Origin of the sequence: Rheinheimera pacifica (assembly GCF_900108485.1) — a bacterium.
In the GTDB taxonomy this organism is placed as follows: Bacteria; Pseudomonadota; Gammaproteobacteria; order Enterobacterales; family Alteromonadaceae; genus Alishewanella; species Alishewanella pacifica.
Window position 1 is genome coordinate 75,374 of the sequence record NZ_FNXF01000013.1, and the last position, 14,512, is coordinate 89,885.

The window sequence follows — 14,512 nt, forward strand, 5'->3', positions numbered from 1 at the left end:
AAAAGCAGGCCGGGAATGGTAGCAGTTTTTGCTGTTACTCAGCTATAGCCAGCCACAGAGCGTTATACAGACAAACTTTGTAACATAAAGAAGCGCCAAGGTTTTTCGCCGTGGCGGTTTTTTCGTTTATAGTGAAGCAAATATTGTGGAGGCTTCACTATGGCCAGTTCAGAAACCCCAAAAATTCTGGTAGTTGACGATGATATGCGTTTACGTGCCTTGCTGGAACGTTATCTGGTTGAGCAGGGTTATATAGTACGCAGCGTAGCAAATTATGAGCAGATGCAACGCTTGATGGAACGGGAGAACTTTCATCTGGTGGTGCTGGACTTAATGCTGCCCGGTGAAGACGGCTTATCTATCTGCCGCCGGCTGCGCCAGCAGGAGAACGAAATTCCGATTATTATGCTCACTGCCAAAGGCGATGAGGTTGATCGTATTATCGGCCTGGAAATGGGCGCTGATGACTACCTGCCCAAGCCGTTTAACCCGCGCGAGCTGTTGGCGCGTATCCGCGCGGTAATGCGGCGCAAAAGTAAAGAGCTGCCGGGTGCCCCCAGCCAGGCCGAGGGCATGGTGGAGTTTGGCCCGTTTAAATTTAATCTGGCCACGCGCGAAATGCGCAAAGGCGATCAACTATTACCACTCACCAGTGGCGAATATGCCGTACTTAAAGTGCTGGTAAGCCACCCGCGTGAACCGTTATCGCGTGACAAACTAATGAACCAGGCGCGGGGCCGCGACTATTCCGCTATGGAGCGCAGCATCGATGTGCAGGTATCGCGCCTGCGCCGCATGTTAGAAGATGACGCCGCTAACCCGCGCTATATTCAAACGGTGTGGGGCCTGGGGTATGTGTTTGTACCGGATGGCAGCGTCAGTTAGATGCGCTGCTTCCCGCGCAGTGCCTTTGGCCAGACCGTTTTCCTCATCGGCCTGTTGCTGTTGATTAATCAGTTGGTGTCTTATCTTTCGGTGGCGTTTTATGTGATAAAACCCACCACGCAGCAAATTAACCACCTGATTGCCAAACAAATTAAAGTGGTTTTTATTGATGTCGGGCATCAGCAATCGGTTTTATCCAATGAGCTGACAGAACGTTTTCGCGAAGCCACCGGCATTGAAGTGTATACCGAGCAGCAGGCATTGCAGCAGGGCCTGGCAGAGGCCAGTTACTACGGTTATTTCTCTGATCTGATGTCGCGTGAACTGGGCGGTGCCGCTGAAGTGCGGGTAGCACAGGGCGAAACCTATGCTTTTTGGGTGCGGCCGCCACAGGCACCGCATTACTGGGTAAAAGTACCGCTTACCGGGCTGGATGAAACCGACTTTTCACCACTGACGTTTTATCTGCTGATGATAGGCGTGCTAAGTGTCGGCGGTGGCTGGTTGTTTGCCCGCCAGTTAAACCGGCCACTAAAAAGCCTGCAGCAGGCGGCATTACAGGTAGGCGGCGGCGAGTTTCCGCCACCTTTGCCAGAGCATAAAGGCTCTACCGAAATTATTGCTGTAACCAAAGCCTTTAATTATATGGCGCGCGGTATTCGCCAGCTTGAGCAGGACAGAGCCTTGCTGATGGCCGGGGTATCGCACGATTTACGCACTCCGCTAACCCGTATCCGGTTGGCGTCGGAGATGATGCAGGAGCCGGATAACTGGATTCGGGAGGGCATTATTAACGATATTGAAGATATGAACGCCATTATCGACCAGTTTATCGACTACCTGCGCCACCACAAAGAAGAACCCGGCCAGAAAGAAAACCTTAATACCCTGGTACGTGAACTGGTGCAGGCCGAGCATTTACAGCAACGCCATATTGCAACCTTGCTGGCAGATAATTTACCCGACGTGATGTTAAGGCGGATTGCCATAAAACGCCTGCTCAATAACCTGCTGGAAAACGCCCTGCGTTACAGCGATGGCGATATTGAAATCACCACCGGCTACGAGCGCAACCGTAAACGTATTTACCTGCAAATTCGCGATCATGGCCCCGGTATACCGGAAAACCAAATGAAAGCCATGTTTGAACCCTTCACCCAGGGCGATATAGCCCGCGGCAGCGGTGGTTCAGGCCTGGGGCTGGCTATTATTAAGAAAATAGTCGATATGCACCATGGCGATATAACGCTGCACAACCACGCTTACGGCGGCTTAGTGGTAACGGTGTATTTGCCGGTAAGGTAGCACTTTGATTTGTAAAGGTTGTTGCAAAATTAGTGTTCCGTTCATAACATTCACACGCTTGGGTTGTATAAAAACAACCCGTTTCGCTTGAAATTTCATCAATCTCAGGTTGTTAGTAATAAAAAATCTGGCTGCTTAGCCGGATTTTTTTATGTCTACTGCCTTTGGTTAGCAGCATTACTGCTTTTCAAGCAGAGTATCACTGGTCGAGTTTTCAATATCATGGTGATGGTAAGACGATAAACAGCCTGACACCGCATCCATTATACCTTAACCTTGGTACAGAGGCTGAAACGCGCAGAGAAGCCTACAAAGCATTATTTAGTCACGATATTACTGATGAGGATATGCGGGAATTACGGCAATGCTTAAAGCATAACTACCCGTTGGGCGGCGAGCGTTTTCGGGCAGAGATAGAGCATATGCTTGGTGTGCGGTTAGAGCGGCAGGGGCCGGGTAGACCGATGAAGGCATATTAGCTCCGCCCCCTTTTTTCCGCTCGGAATATGTATGGTCCAGTTATGCTATGAATGCGCCTGGCAAGCAATCTGTATTGTGCCAGCCGTACCCGTGCTATCTGGCTCTGGCAGATTCTGAGGCAGAGCGGCAACAAGCCTATCGTGATTTGTTCAAAGCCGAAGTTAACGAAGCGCTGTTATGTGATATTCGCAGTGCGGTAAAAAGTGGTATGGCGCTGGGGAATGACAGGTTCAAGCAGGAAGTAGCAGATTTAACGGGACGACGGCAGCAAATGGGGCAAAGGGGCCGGCCTGAAGGGTGGCGAAAGCAGGTTTAATTTTGATCTGACCCCAATTACTCGGACCCCAATTACTCGTGGACCCCAATTACTCGTGACCCCAATTACTCGAGAGCGATTGCCAAACAGGTTATATTTACAACAGCACAGTGGCGCAAGACCTTGCGCCACTGTATACACTTGCTGGATACGAGGAGTTACAACATTGAATGGGAAGGCTAAATTCGTGGGGATCCCTCAGGGCTTGAAGTTAACCGGTCTAAGTATAGAAATATATGATGGAACTGATTAATATCATCTGCTATTAAGCAGAAAATAGTTTCCCAGGAGTATATGTGTACAAATTTCATTTAGTATTTATATTTTTATTCATTGTGTCTGGCTGCAGTTTTCAGTCTGCGGAAGAACGTTTTTACAGTAAAAAGGAGTTGTTTAATAAGTCAGGAATATATCAGGCCGATATAGTGTCAGATAGCGAGGAGGTTTACTTTTTTCTACAAGCAAGAGATGTTAATAGTGCTTCTGATGAGAAGACTACATTAATGGCAACAATTATTGAGCTGGATGAACAAACGGTGCTTTCTCTTCCGGTTATGGTTTCGCCTATGTATGTAAATAAACTGGAGAAGTTTCAGGCAGAGTGGTGTATTGACAACGCAAATCAGCAAGCAAAAATAGGCTGTAAAAAAAATGCTCAGCAAATCGCAAAATACTACTCAGCACTTAATACAAATCAGCCGTCAGCGAGGTTTATGGACAGCTTCAAAATAAAAGGTCAGCAATCCATAGTTTTTCCTTCGGGTAATAGGAAACTGAAAGTGCTGTTATATCAATCTCAGTGGGCTGGCAGGGGGTATTTGGCAACGTTTGATATTGATAATTTAGAATTTATACCGGGAGAGTATTATTTCTATTTTGATGTGGAAAGAGGTATCGGCGGATACATTAGTAAAATTACAGCATGGGTTGAGTCTGGTATTGATGGAAATACCTTATGGCAGCAAGTCATAAATAAATGAATAGTAGTAGTGAATTCATGAGCAGATATAAAGAAGTAAGAGTCAGACACAAAATATTGTGGTGGTATTGCTTTGCGGCTTTTTTAACTTTGGCGGTTCAGGCAAAGGAGTATTTACAGCCTGAACCTCAACAAATAAAAAAAATCTTGCAAGAACTTGCTCCTGCTTGGGAGCTTCTTTCCGACGATTTTGATAATAGCCCAGAGCTATTTATCGCTTTGGCTTATCGCTATGGCCGGGGTGTTGATATAGATATGGATATTGCTATGGCAATGTACATTTCTGCCGCAGAAAAAGGTGTAGCTAAAGCACAGAAAGATCTGATTGATCTGTTCCAGAAAGGGCAGGAAATCCCACAGGATGTTACTAAAGCACGATATTGGGCAAAGATATATGCATCACAAAGTAAGCCGACTATTGTGATGGCATTAGCAAACTTGTTTATGGAAGGACATCAGCAATTCCCGAAGAATCCGCAACGTGCGTTAGAGCTGTATCAGGACGCGGCATCAAAGGGTTTTGTTAATGCGCAGATGAAGTTATTTGATATTTATACACAAGGACAGATTGTTCCTCAGGATTTAAATAAAGCTCGATATTGGCTCGAAAAAGCGGCTGAACAGAATGAACCATTAGCAATAGTGAAGCTTGGACTTGTATATCAGGAAGGTCGCGGTATTGCACCAGATAATACTAGAGCTTTACAACTGTACCACAAGGCTGCTGAATTGGGGCAGGCAGAAGCTCAGTTATTGCTGGGCACTTATTATTCGGTAGGTAAATTTGTTGAACGGAGTGATACAGAGGCTGTGAAATGGTTTCGTTTGGCTGCTGCACAGAACAGTATGTATGCTCAGTTTCTATTAGGTGTACTTTATGAATCTGGTTCAGGAGTGAAAAAGAATTTATATCAGGCGGCAGAGTTGTATAGCAAGGCTGCCAACCAAGGGTATGATAAAGCTCAAGAACAGTTGGCGAAGCTGAATAAAAAGTATATGCCACTAAACACTGATGAGTTTGATTATCGTCTGGTTAACTTGGCAGAGCGTGATCTGCAACAGCTGGCAAAGAATTTTTATGAGCGAAATATTACTGACCCGGCTATTTTGGATCTGGTCGCCAGAACGGTATTGCTGCGGTATAACGCGGATAATAGCTACACTGTTGATGCATTAGCCTGGTTTTGCAAAGCTTTAGCGCAAAGCAACAACGCAAGGTATCGTCAGACATTGGAGTTTATAGTAGCTGAGGGAAATTCATTTAAACTTAGGCGGCATGCCAGAGCGAGTTTAGATAAATTGCCTGTTGCGCAGGTCGAGCAATATCAAATTTCTAATTCGCAGACATTGATTATTAGCAGCCATTAAGGTTTGTGTAAAATAAACGGGGTCAGATCAAAATTAAATAGACTAAGCTTAAGCCATCGATCAGCAACCTAAGTAGCTGTTATGGCGAGACTCCCCCGTGTCCATTTAGCCGGTGTGCCAGAGCATGTTATTCAGCGTGGTAACAACCGGCAAGCTTGTTTTTACTGCGACGATGATTTTGGTTTTTATATTGTCCCGTTCATATCGTTCACACGCTTGGGTTGTCCCGTTCATACCGTTCGCACACCGGGGACGGGTAAAAACAACCGGATTTTGTTGGATATTTAATCAGTTTCCGGTTGTTAACCATAAAAAATCTGGCGCTTTCGCCGGATTTTTTATGTCTGTTGCCTTTGGTTAGCCGCTTTCTGTATTTCAGGCAGGGTAAGGCGGCATCCTGTGCGAATGCTGTTTTTTTATCCTGCCATAAAACGGTTGCTGCTAATCAGGCACGTAGTAGCCACATAACACCCCCTGCCATGCACTAACCCACTGCGCCTGATCTGCATTTTTGTTCTGCCTGCCTTGCCATACTTCGGCAGGAGTTAGCCCACCTAAATTCTGATGAGTTCGGATTTGGTTATACCAAGCGCGGTAAATCGCCAGCTCGGTTTGGAGATCACATTGGTTGAAGTTTAGCTGCTGCCATTTCTGTTTAAACGTACCAAAGAAGCGCTCAATTCTGCCGTTTTGCCAAGGGCTGGCAACCTTTGTTGTTTGGTGTTTAATGCCGAGTAATTTCAGGCAACTTTTTAACCACCATGAATTAAAACAGGCTTCGTTATCGGTACGGATAAATTTGGGCAAGCCGAATTGTTTTATCGACTGGCAGATTTCCAGAAGCAGCACATCGGAATGTTTAGAGCTCAGCTCCCGCAGCGCAATACTCAGCCTTGAACCGTGATCAACAATCCCCAGCACCAGCTTTTGCTGCTTGTTCAGTGTCACCGTCGTTAAATCCATGCCCCAGGTTTGGTTAACCGGCAAGGTGCGCGGTGGCTTGTGCTTAATATCCCGGCGCAGAATGCGTATCTGGTACTGCTGATTTTTTATCTGATAGTAAACAAAGGTTTTCCCCACGCTATCACCGTTATGGCCGTAGCGCTGGTTAAACAACTCCGCTACTTTACCCGCCCCGTAGCCGGATATAGCCGCCAGATAGAGCACCTTATCCACCACCCATTGCGGCTTTTTACGGTTTTTGCAGTAACGCTGTGTTGGCAAATTTGCTGTAATGGATTTGGCATAAAAAGGTTTTGCTGGTTTTGCAGTAAAGCGGCTAAACCAGCCAGTCAACACCAGCAATAAGCTGAAGCTTATATAAATTAATAACTTTAAAAGCATGTTGTTTGTAGTTCGCTGCACAGGGTTCTGAGTATACACATCCCTGATGATCGTCCTCCCGGCTCGGACGTCCTTTGTCCTCGCGTTCAGCCCTAAGAAAGCTGCGCGCCCTCGCTTTCTTCGAGACGGGCTTCACCCTGCAAGGCAGTAAATTCAGCGCCGCAGGCGATATAAATAAACGGGGTCAGATCAAAATTAAATAAACGGGGTCAGATCAAAATTAAATAGACTAAGCTTAAGCCATCGATCAGCAACCTAAGTAGCTGTTATGGCGAGACTCCCCCGTGTCCATTTAGCCGGTGTGCCAGAACATGTTATTCAGCGTGGTAACAACCGGCAGGTGTGTTTTGCGAATGACGAAGATTTTGCTGCTTATACCCATTGGCTGAAAGAGTATTCGGATGCCTTTGGTGTCCACATTCACGCCTGGGTATTTATGACTAACCATGTGCATCTGCTTTGTACCGCATCTGACGATAGTGGCATTAGCTTAATGATGCAAAGCCTGGGCAGGCAATATGTACGGTACTTTAACCAGCGTTACAAACGCAGTGGCACCTTGTGGGAAGGACGGTTTAAATCCTGCTTGGTGCAGGAAGAACACTATGTTTTGGCGGTGTACCGCTACATAGAAATAAACCCGGTGCGGGCAGGTATGGTGAGCTCGCCTTCGTCATATGCTTGGTCCAGTTATGCTATTAATGCGCTTGGTAAACAATCGGCTTTGTGTCAGCCGCACCCGTGCTATCTGGCTCTGGCAGATTCTGAGGCAGAGCGGCAACAAGCCTATCGTGATTTGTTCAAAGCCGAAGTTAATGAAGCGCTGTTATGTGATATTCGCAGTGCGGTAAAAAGTGGTATGGCGCTGGGGAATGACAGGTTCAAGCAGGAAGTAGCAGATTTAACGGGACGACGGCAGCAAATGGGGCAAAGGGGTCGGCCTGAAGGGTGGCGAAAGCAGGTTTAATTTTGATCTGACCCCAATTATCGAAATAATAACTACTCTCTAGGTCGGCCAGATGGTCAATTTATAACTACAGCTAAAGAAATGAATCAAGCAATTAACGATGCAGGTGGAGATTCAGCAGTGCTGGGGAAACTTTTTGGTGTCGACACTTGGAATGGACAGAACCTTATAAGAATAGACATTGATAACCCAACAAGTTTGAATCCTAGACTGCCCACACATAACAACAGTGGGGCAAATGCTAATTTTGTTCCGGGTGGTAAAACATCTGGAGGCATTTCTGAAGTTGTTGTAGATGTTATCCCACCGGAAAAAGTATGGGTAACTCCTGTTAAGCCAATTTCTGAAGGTCGTAAATAATGAAGAGCTCTTACTATGTTTTGGGTATTGGATATAAAGTGTCAGATTATGAAAAAAAACACCCTTATGAAGTATGGTTAGATATTGATAATGCGGATGCTCCCCTTGTGATGCTGGAGGGAAGAGGGATGGGTGGCATCGGTGGTAGCTTTAAACCAAGTGATATAATAGAGCCTCAATGGAAAGAGCATCTTATTATCTCCAATACAGAATGGCTGATTCCTTTATGTATAGATGCAGCTCAAAATAGAAATATGCTTGATTTTAAATTGGTGCTGGAGACATATAACTATCTTCATAACTGCTCTCCTACTCAAGTCTCAAAATGACCGTTCCTTCCGGGTATCCAAATAAGTGATCCCACCATTAATCACTGCCATTGTCCCGTTCATACCGTTCGCACACCGGGGACGGGTAAAAACAACCGGATTTTGTTGGATATTTAATCAGCTCCTGGTTGTTAACCATAAAAAATCTGGCTGCTCAGCCGGATTTTTTTATGTCTGTTGCTTTTGGTTAGCCGCTTTTCTGTTTTTCAGGCAGGGTAAGGCGGCATCCTGTGCGAATGCTGTTTTTCGTTCTGTAAGAAGTAGTAGCCGTTGCACAATTCGGCCCTCCTTAAAATAAACACTTGACCTTAAGTTAGCTTGAGGTCATAGCTTTTGGTGCTGTTTTACTGCTGCCAGCTTCTGGCAGGGGTTAAGCTAAACTGTTAGCGGCAATCTCAAGGTTATAGGGGGTAAAGTGCAATCTATTATTCAGGTAAACAATTTAAGCAAAACCTATCCATCCGGTTTTCAGGCGTTGCAAAACATTCAATTGGATATTCGCCGTGGTGAAATTTTCGCTTTGCTGGGGCCGAACGGGGCTGGCAAAACTACTTTAATCAGTATTATCTGTGGCATTGTTAACCCGGGCGAGGGCACTGTACTGGTAGACGGCCTGGACATAGTGCAGCAGTACCGCAAGGCCCGCCAGCGCATAGGCCTGGTGCCGCAGGAGTTGTCGGTCAGTATTTTTGAAACAGTGTGGGATACCGTTAGCTTTAGCCGGGGGTTATTTGGTAAACCGGCTGACCCGGCTTATTTGCAGCAACTGCTGCGCGATTTATCACTGTGGGATAAAAAAGACAGCAAAATTATGACCTTGTCTGGCGGTATGAAACGGCGGGTATTAATAGCTAAAGCGCTGGCGCACCAGCCGCAAATTTTATTTCTGGATGAACCTACCGCCGGGGTCGATGTTGAGCTGCGCCGGGATATGTGGCAGATGATCCGCCGGCTGCGCGACAGTGGCGTGACTATTATTCTTACCACGCATTATATTGAAGAAGCCGAAGATATGGCCGATCGCATTGGCGTGATCCGTGCCGGTAAATTGATCCTGGTCGATGACAAAACCAGCCTGATGCAAAAACTGGGTAAAAAGCAATTGCTGTTGCAGCTGACCACGCCATTGCAGCAAATCCCGGTGGCGCTGGCCGGATATCAGTTGCAGTTATCTGCTGATAACAACCAGCTGATATACACCTTTGATGCACAGCAGGAGCAGGCCACGATCACCAGCTTGTTACGCCAGTTGAATACTCAGGGCATAGAGTTCAGTGATCTGCACACCAGAGAAAGCTCGCTGGAAGATATCTTTATCAGCCTGATGGGAGATGCCGCATGAATTTTTACGCCATTAAAGCCATTTACCTGTTTGAGCTAGCCCGTACCTGGCGCACGCTGATGCAAAGTATTGCCTCACCGGTGTTATCTACCTCGTTGTATTTTATTGTGTTTGGCTCTGCTATCGGCTCGCGCATGGTAGCGATAGATGGCATTAGCTATGGCGCCTTTATAGTGCCGGGCTTAATTATGCTGACGGTGCTGACAGAGAGCACATCGAATGCCTCTTTTGGTATTTATATGCCGAAATTCTCCGGTACTATTTACGAGATTCTATCGGCACCGGTGTCGGCAGTAGAAATTATTCTCGGCTATGTCGGCGCGGCAGCCAGTAAGGCTATTTTACTGGGGTTAATTATCCTGTTTACGGCGCAGTTTTTTGTCGATTTCAGCATAATGCACCCGCTATGGATGCTGACTTTTTTAGTGCTTACCGCCATTAGCTTTAGCCTGTTTGGTTTTATTATCGGTGTGTTGGCTAACAGCTTTGAACAACTGCAAATTGTGCCGCTGATGGTGATCACGCCGTTAACCTTTTTAGGCGGCAGCTTTTATTCCATCAGTATGCTGCCACCGCTGTGGCAACAAATTACCTTGTTTAACCCGGTGGTATATCTGATCAGTGGTTTTCGCTGGAGTTTTTACGGTGTGGCCGATGTTAATGTTGGCCTGAGCCTGGCAATGATTTTGCTGTTTATGGCCAGCTGTATTGCGGTAATCTGCTGGATTTTCCACACCGGCTATAAAGTTAAGGTGTAAGCCCGTGAACAGCTGGCAGTGCGGCTGTCAGCTGTTCACTCAGTGCTTTAACAATGACTTGATCCTGCCAGTACAAATTATGCGACAACGGGTTCCAGCTGGCGGTTAACCAGCTGAAAAAGCCACCGCCGCTGGCGTTAATTTCAATATCGGTTACCAGTGCGGCATAGCCATCTGATAACTCGGCCAGTGGCCAGCCCAGTACATCGTCTTTGTCGTAGTAGTTGTGCCAGATAAAAGCGCTGTTGGGCTTAGTGAACGGAATTATTTGCTCCATCGCATGGGCGGCAACGAAGATCGGAATATTGCAGCCGGTGGTAATAAGGCTAACCAGACGATCACCGCGTAAAAACGCGATATCCTCCTCAGTTAGCCAACTATCGCCGCTGATGGCCGCCTGATAGCGTTTTATATCCCGCCAGATGCCGGCTGCCGGTTTTAGCCCGGCTTTGGCTTGCTGGGCATCCCACAAGTAGCACGACAACACATGGCAGCCTAATGAATGTGCCAGTAACACCAGCTTGCCGTCGGCGGTTAACTGCTGTTTGGCCAGATACAGTGCGCGGGCTATTTTCAGCTGGCTGTAATGATACAAACTATGTGGATGCTCTTTACGATGTTCCAGCGCCGCGGCGTCGGCAAAACCAAACAACATAAAGCGGCGCAGTTTGCTCCACCGCAGGCGTGTACCTGTAGCCTGCCACACCCGCTGCTCGTTGTACTGCAGTAAGTCCTGATAATACACGGTGCCGTAATACAGCGGCGCTGTGGAAACACTTTGCTTCAACCGAGCAAACAGTTTGTCGGCGTAATCCGGCTGGGTTTCGCCCATGCCATGAATTGTCACCAGCGCTACGGTTTTCATCGCTCAGGCCTGTTGCTGTTTGCGCTGTTGCTCCAGATAGGCATACAGCTGCTCGGTAAAAAAGCCGTGCATTAAAAAGCGCTGGCCTAAATTCCACGGCCCGACTAAATAATGCGGGTACTTGTTATAGGCCATTTCGCTCAGCGACTTATCGCCAACCAAATCACCGATGCGGATAGCAATGGATTGATCGAGGTTAAAACCGTTAATGGCATCGCGGTATTCTTCCCGCGTTAGCAGCAGGCAGAATAAACACATAAACAGCGCATGGGCGCTTTCAAAATCCAGCCATTGCGTACGTCTCTCAGTAAATTCAAACTGCGCCATATCAATGCTTTGCCAGTGCTGCCAGTTAAGCGCGTTTGCTGCTAACGGCTGCTTTGGGTGGTGCCAGCTGCCAAGCTCAGCAAATAAACGAAACAGCTGCTAATCATGCTCAACAAAGCTGGCGTGTTGCATATCGGCAACGCATTTTGGGTACAGTTGCACCGGGGTAAAATCGCTATTGGGGCTATTGGCCGCCAGAAAGTTCAGCACATTAGATTCAGTGGCATAGTGGCGTAAAATCAGTAAGTTGGCTTCTTTGCTGACAAAATGGGTGCAAAACCAGCAAATCAGCTGTTGCAGGCGGGTATGGGCACTAAATTGCGGCAACGGCAGGCGCTTAAACAACCAGGTGATATGCAGCAAAATTGCAAAGATAAACTGCAGCAGTGGCCGCACGCCCCAGCGCAGCGGGTTTTGTAAGTCTTTTAACCATAAATCCAGTGCCGCTTGCTCGATTGGCAGCGAGTTATCCTTAGCAATGGCCTTTAAATAGGCGCTTGGGCCGCTGCTGTTATGACGATCAGTACTCATGCTCTACCTCTTCCAGTTGCAGGCAATATAACCTGGCGGTAACACGGGCGGTGCGCACTATGGCCGTTAGCTGCGCCGGGCTTTGGCATAAGCGGTCGATCAACTGATACAGCTTTTGCATATGGTCGTCATCGTTAGCGCCGTGGTAGCGCATAAAGCGGGTAAAGCTGCCATCGCCGCAGGTGGTTTTATCTATTTGCGCGGCCCAGTCGTTGGCCATTTTCTGGCCCAGGCCTTCAATGATCCACATGGCGCCGATTAAATCGACCGGATTGGGCTGGCCGGCACGGTACATTAAAAAGCCGTGCAGCGCTTCGGTGCCGATATTACGCGGCGCGTTTTGGATGTCGCTTAAGCTGCCGCCGGCGGCAACGTAATCGCGTTCTAACATTTCATAGTCGCGGTGCTCTTCACGGGCATGGCCGATAATGGTTGAACGCACATCGCTGTAATCGCGCTCAAAGCTTGAGGCACTGCGGCTGATCCAGCGTGAGCCCTCTATTACTTGCTGGCGCCAGTTCAGCAGCAGTTGGCAATAATCGGCTTTACTGAACTGGCCACGTTCTAACCGTTGCAGCAGCGGCACGCGGCCGAGCTGGCGCTCAAATTCAAACCAGACCCGCATTAGCGCCTGTAAACACTGTTGGCCCTGCGGGCTTAGTACTTGCTCTGTCATTCAGGCCTCCACTACGGTCAGTTGCATATAGGCATTATTAAAGCGGCCACTCTCCGGCACCATGCATACTATGGTATCGCCGGTTTTATAGCTTTGCGTGCGGCGAAATTCGTCCAGCATAATAAAAATAGATGCACAGCCGGTATTGCCGCGAGTGTACAGGTTGCTGTACCACTTATGCTCAGCAATGCCAACGCCGGCGCGCTGCAACATGTCGAAGATTTTGCCGCGAAAATAATGCGATGAGTAATGGCACAATACGTGGTCGACCTTGTCCGGTTGCACACGGCCCTCGGCGATTAAGCGCAGGTAACCATCTACGCCCAGCTTAACGATATTTTCCAGCAGCCGCACATCCTGGCGAATAAGCAAGGCGCCGGCCGCTTCGGCCTGGGCATAAGTGGCGTAATCCTGCCAGCTTTGGCTATGGTCGCTATCCGTTGGGTAGCCCACGCTCATACACACCGGATAGGCATCGGCATGCGAAAAGCTGCGGATCCAGTCAATACGGAAACACTGGCCGCGCGCCTGGGTTTCCAGCAGCAGGGCACCGGCGCCGTCGGATAACATCCAGCGCAGAAACTCGGCGTTAAAATCCAGTGCTGTGCCGGCGGCCTCATAACGGCTGGCTTTAAATAAGCGCGAGGTCAATTCGCTGGCCACCACTAACGCATTGGGCTGCTCGCCGGCTTTCAGGTTAGTAAAGGCGGCTTTTAGCGCCATCATACTGCCGGAGCAAATGCCATGGCTGCTGTGTAACTCGATATCACTTAAGCCCAATTCAGCCTGCAGCATAGAGCCAAAGCCCGGCAGCACCACATCGCCCTGGCTGGTGGCGGCGCTTAGCATCTTAATCTGCCGTTTGCCGATAAAGCTGCCGGTTAAGCAGTGCTCTGCTGCCCGTGCCGCCATTGTGGCATTAGAAAACAGGGTGTTGTGGTTAGCATCAATGGCATAGTGCCGCGTATGAATACCGTTAGACTGCAAAATGCGCCGCTTTAACCGGCTGGGTTTGCCATGTACTAAACCTAACAGCGGCTCCATTTCGTCATTGCTGATCGGCGGGCCGGGTAAAAAGTGGCCGCTGGCGGTGATATACACACTCATGCATTCACCTTACGCTGTTTTAGTGCCACTTTTAAGCAGCGCAGGTTTTCTTCCATATAGGGCAGCACGCACACCACTGCCATAAAGCCCAGATAATAGGGCAGGTAAGTATCGCCGCCGTGGGCGTAAGGCATGCGCTGAAAATAAAACTCGCCCTGCCAGTTAAATGTCAGCAGCTTAACCACCACCGGATAGTTAATCACGGCAATTAACAGCAACATATACAGTGGCAAGGTGGCTAAATAATTATGCGCATGCATTTCCCACAAGCTGATATGGCGCTTGGGCGCGGCATAATGCACGTCATAGTGGGCTACCAGTTCATGTGCCAGCCAAGCGGCAATGCAAATCAACATAATCAGCACATTTACCTTAAACAGCAGGCAAAGCAAAATCGGCACCGCCATCTGGATGCCCATCAACGAGTGAATAAGCGACTCTTTTAAGCCCGAGGTATGTTCAATGCGGGTAGCGCGGTGGCAGCACCAGTCAACAAAACCGGCAATACCCCAAAGCGGCAAAAACACATACAACATTAACTGAATAAGCAACTGATTGGTTTGCAACACCGGA

At 48.1% G+C, this 14,512-nt stretch carries 15 protein-coding genes and 1 pseudogene; 10 read left to right on the top strand and 6 right to left on the bottom strand.

Features of this window, described 5'->3' with window-relative positions; all coding sequences use genetic code 11:
- Nucleotides 1-159 precede the first annotated feature (159 nt).
- The 5 genes from ompR (at nt 160) to BLW68_RS15415 (ending at nt 5,333) form a co-directional block, all read left to right on the top strand.
- On the top strand, nt 160-885 hold the full coding sequence (ompR, locus tag BLW68_RS15390; protein ID WP_092795307.1) for an osmolarity response regulator transcription factor OmpR: 726 nt from the start codon (nt 160-162) through the stop codon (nt 883-885).
- On the top strand, nt 886-2,190 hold the full coding sequence (gene envZ / locus BLW68_RS15395) for a two-component system sensor histidine kinase EnvZ (RefSeq protein WP_092795310.1): 1,305 nt from the start codon (nt 886-888) through the stop codon (nt 2,188-2,190).
- Between the two features lie 526 nt (nt 2,191-2,716).
- A complete protein-coding gene (locus tag BLW68_RS15405; protein WP_092795316.1) occupies nt 2,717-2,986 on the top strand; it encodes a hypothetical protein in 270 nt (89 codons plus the stop codon).
- A 296-nt stretch (nt 2,987-3,282) separates the two neighbouring features.
- Nucleotides 3,283-3,966 (top strand): hypothetical protein, encoded by a 684-nt coding sequence (locus BLW68_RS15410; protein WP_092795319.1) that lies wholly within the window; start codon nt 3,283-3,285, stop codon nt 3,964-3,966.
- Entirely contained in the window at nt 3,963-5,333 is a 1,371-nt protein-coding gene (locus tag BLW68_RS15415) for a tetratricopeptide repeat protein (protein WP_092795322.1), read from the top strand. The genes BLW68_RS15410 and BLW68_RS15415 overlap by 4 nt, the downstream gene beginning before the upstream one ends.
- Before the next feature lie 441 nt (nt 5,334-5,774).
- Here BLW68_RS15415 and BLW68_RS15425 read toward each other — a convergent pair whose 3' ends face one another.
- The gene (locus BLW68_RS15425) at nt 5,775-6,632 is read right to left on the bottom strand and encodes an integrase core domain-containing protein (protein ID WP_245728362.1); all 858 of its coding nucleotides are present in this window, start codon (nt 6,630-6,632) and stop codon (nt 5,775-5,777) included.
- Between the two features lie 313 nt (nt 6,633-6,945).
- Here BLW68_RS15425 and BLW68_RS15430 point away from each other — a divergent pair, with 313 nt between their 5' ends.
- From BLW68_RS15430 to BLW68_RS15450, 5 genes are all read left to right on the top strand, one after another.
- Entirely contained in the window at nt 6,946-7,644 is a 699-nt protein-coding gene (locus tag BLW68_RS15430) for a transposase (RefSeq protein ID WP_092795326.1), read from the top strand.
- Nucleotides 7,645-7,725: 81 nt separating this feature from the next.
- Nucleotides 7,726-8,004, top strand: a complete 279-nt coding sequence (locus BLW68_RS15435; protein ID WP_092795328.1) for a hypothetical protein — start codon at nt 7,726-7,728, stop codon at nt 8,002-8,004.
- Nucleotides 8,004-8,333 (top strand): hypothetical protein, encoded by a 330-nt coding sequence (locus tag BLW68_RS15440; protein WP_092795330.1) that lies wholly within the window; start codon nt 8,004-8,006, stop codon nt 8,331-8,333. Before BLW68_RS15435 ends, BLW68_RS15440 begins: the two co-directional genes overlap by 1 nt.
- Nucleotides 8,334-8,748: 415 nt before the next feature.
- Nucleotides 8,749-9,675 carry an ABC transporter ATP-binding protein gene (locus BLW68_RS15445; protein WP_092795332.1) on the top strand — a complete coding sequence of 309 codons (927 nt, stop codon included), beginning with the start codon at nt 8,749-8,751 and terminating at the stop codon, nt 9,673-9,675.
- Nucleotides 9,672-10,433, top strand: coding sequence for an ABC transporter permease (locus BLW68_RS15450; protein ID WP_092795334.1), 762 nt, complete (start codon nt 9,672-9,674; stop codon nt 10,431-10,433). The genes BLW68_RS15445 and BLW68_RS15450 overlap by 4 nt, the downstream gene beginning before the upstream one ends.
- On the opposite strand, the gene BLW68_RS15455 is transcribed toward BLW68_RS15450, so the two are convergent.
- The 5 genes and pseudogenes from BLW68_RS15455 to BLW68_RS15475 all read right to left on the bottom strand — a co-directional run bounded on the left by BLW68_RS15455 (nt 10,423) and on the right by BLW68_RS15475 (nt 14,508).
- Entirely contained in the window at nt 10,423-11,298 is an 876-nt protein-coding gene (locus BLW68_RS15455) for a hypothetical protein (protein WP_092795336.1), read from the bottom strand. The genes BLW68_RS15450 and BLW68_RS15455 overlap by 11 nt on opposite strands.
- A gap of 3 nt (nt 11,299-11,301) precedes the next feature.
- A pseudogene (locus tag BLW68_RS21690) lies at nt 11,302-12,156 on the bottom strand (DUF6999 family protein).
- Nucleotides 12,146-12,832, bottom strand: coding sequence for a hypothetical protein (locus BLW68_RS15465; protein WP_092795338.1), 687 nt, complete (start codon nt 12,830-12,832; stop codon nt 12,146-12,148). The pseudogene BLW68_RS21690 and the gene BLW68_RS15465 overlap by 11 nt, the downstream one beginning before the upstream one ends.
- Entirely contained in the window at nt 12,833-13,939 is a 1,107-nt protein-coding gene (locus tag BLW68_RS15470) for a beta-ketoacyl-ACP synthase III (protein WP_092795340.1), read from the bottom strand. It lies immediately after the preceding gene.
- A complete protein-coding gene (locus tag BLW68_RS15475; protein ID WP_092795341.1) occupies nt 13,936-14,508 on the bottom strand; it encodes a diguanylate cyclase in 573 nt (190 codons plus the stop codon). The genes BLW68_RS15470 and BLW68_RS15475 overlap by 4 nt, the downstream gene beginning before the upstream one ends.
- Between the last annotated feature and the right edge of the window lie 4 nt (nt 14,509-14,512).

What these genes read in the sequence shown, in the direction of transcription:
- ompR (WP_092795307.1), top strand. Translation starts at nt 160, where the DNA reads ATGGCCAGTTCAGAAACCCCAAAAATTCTGGTAGTTGACGATGATATG.
- BLW68_RS15440 (WP_092795330.1), top strand. Translation starts at nt 8,004, where the DNA reads ATGAAGAGCTCTTACTATGTTTTGGGTATTGGATATAAAGTGTCAGAT.
- BLW68_RS15465 (WP_092795338.1), bottom strand. Translation starts at nt 12,832, where the DNA reads ATGACAGAGCAAGTACTAAGCCCGCAGGGCCAACAGTGTTTACAGGCG.
- BLW68_RS15415 (WP_092795322.1), top strand. Translation starts at nt 3,963, where the DNA reads ATGAATAGTAGTAGTGAATTCATGAGCAGATATAAAGAAGTAAGAGTC.
- BLW68_RS15405 (WP_092795316.1), top strand. Translation starts at nt 2,717, where the DNA reads ATGAATGCGCCTGGCAAGCAATCTGTATTGTGCCAGCCGTACCCGTGC.
- BLW68_RS15455 (WP_092795336.1), bottom strand. Translation starts at nt 11,298, where the DNA reads ATGAAAACCGTAGCGCTGGTGACAATTCATGGCATGGGCGAAACCCAG.
- BLW68_RS15470 (WP_092795340.1), bottom strand. Translation starts at nt 13,939, where the DNA reads ATGAGTGTGTATATCACCGCCAGCGGCCACTTTTTACCCGGCCCGCCG.
- BLW68_RS15435 (WP_092795328.1), top strand. Translation starts at nt 7,726, where the DNA reads ATGAATCAAGCAATTAACGATGCAGGTGGAGATTCAGCAGTGCTGGGG.
- envZ (WP_092795310.1), top strand. Translation starts at nt 886, where the DNA reads ATGCGCTGCTTCCCGCGCAGTGCCTTTGGCCAGACCGTTTTCCTCATC.
- BLW68_RS15450 (WP_092795334.1), top strand. Translation starts at nt 9,672, where the DNA reads ATGAATTTTTACGCCATTAAAGCCATTTACCTGTTTGAGCTAGCCCGT.
- BLW68_RS15430 (WP_092795326.1), top strand. Translation starts at nt 6,946, where the DNA reads ATGGCGAGACTCCCCCGTGTCCATTTAGCCGGTGTGCCAGAACATGTT.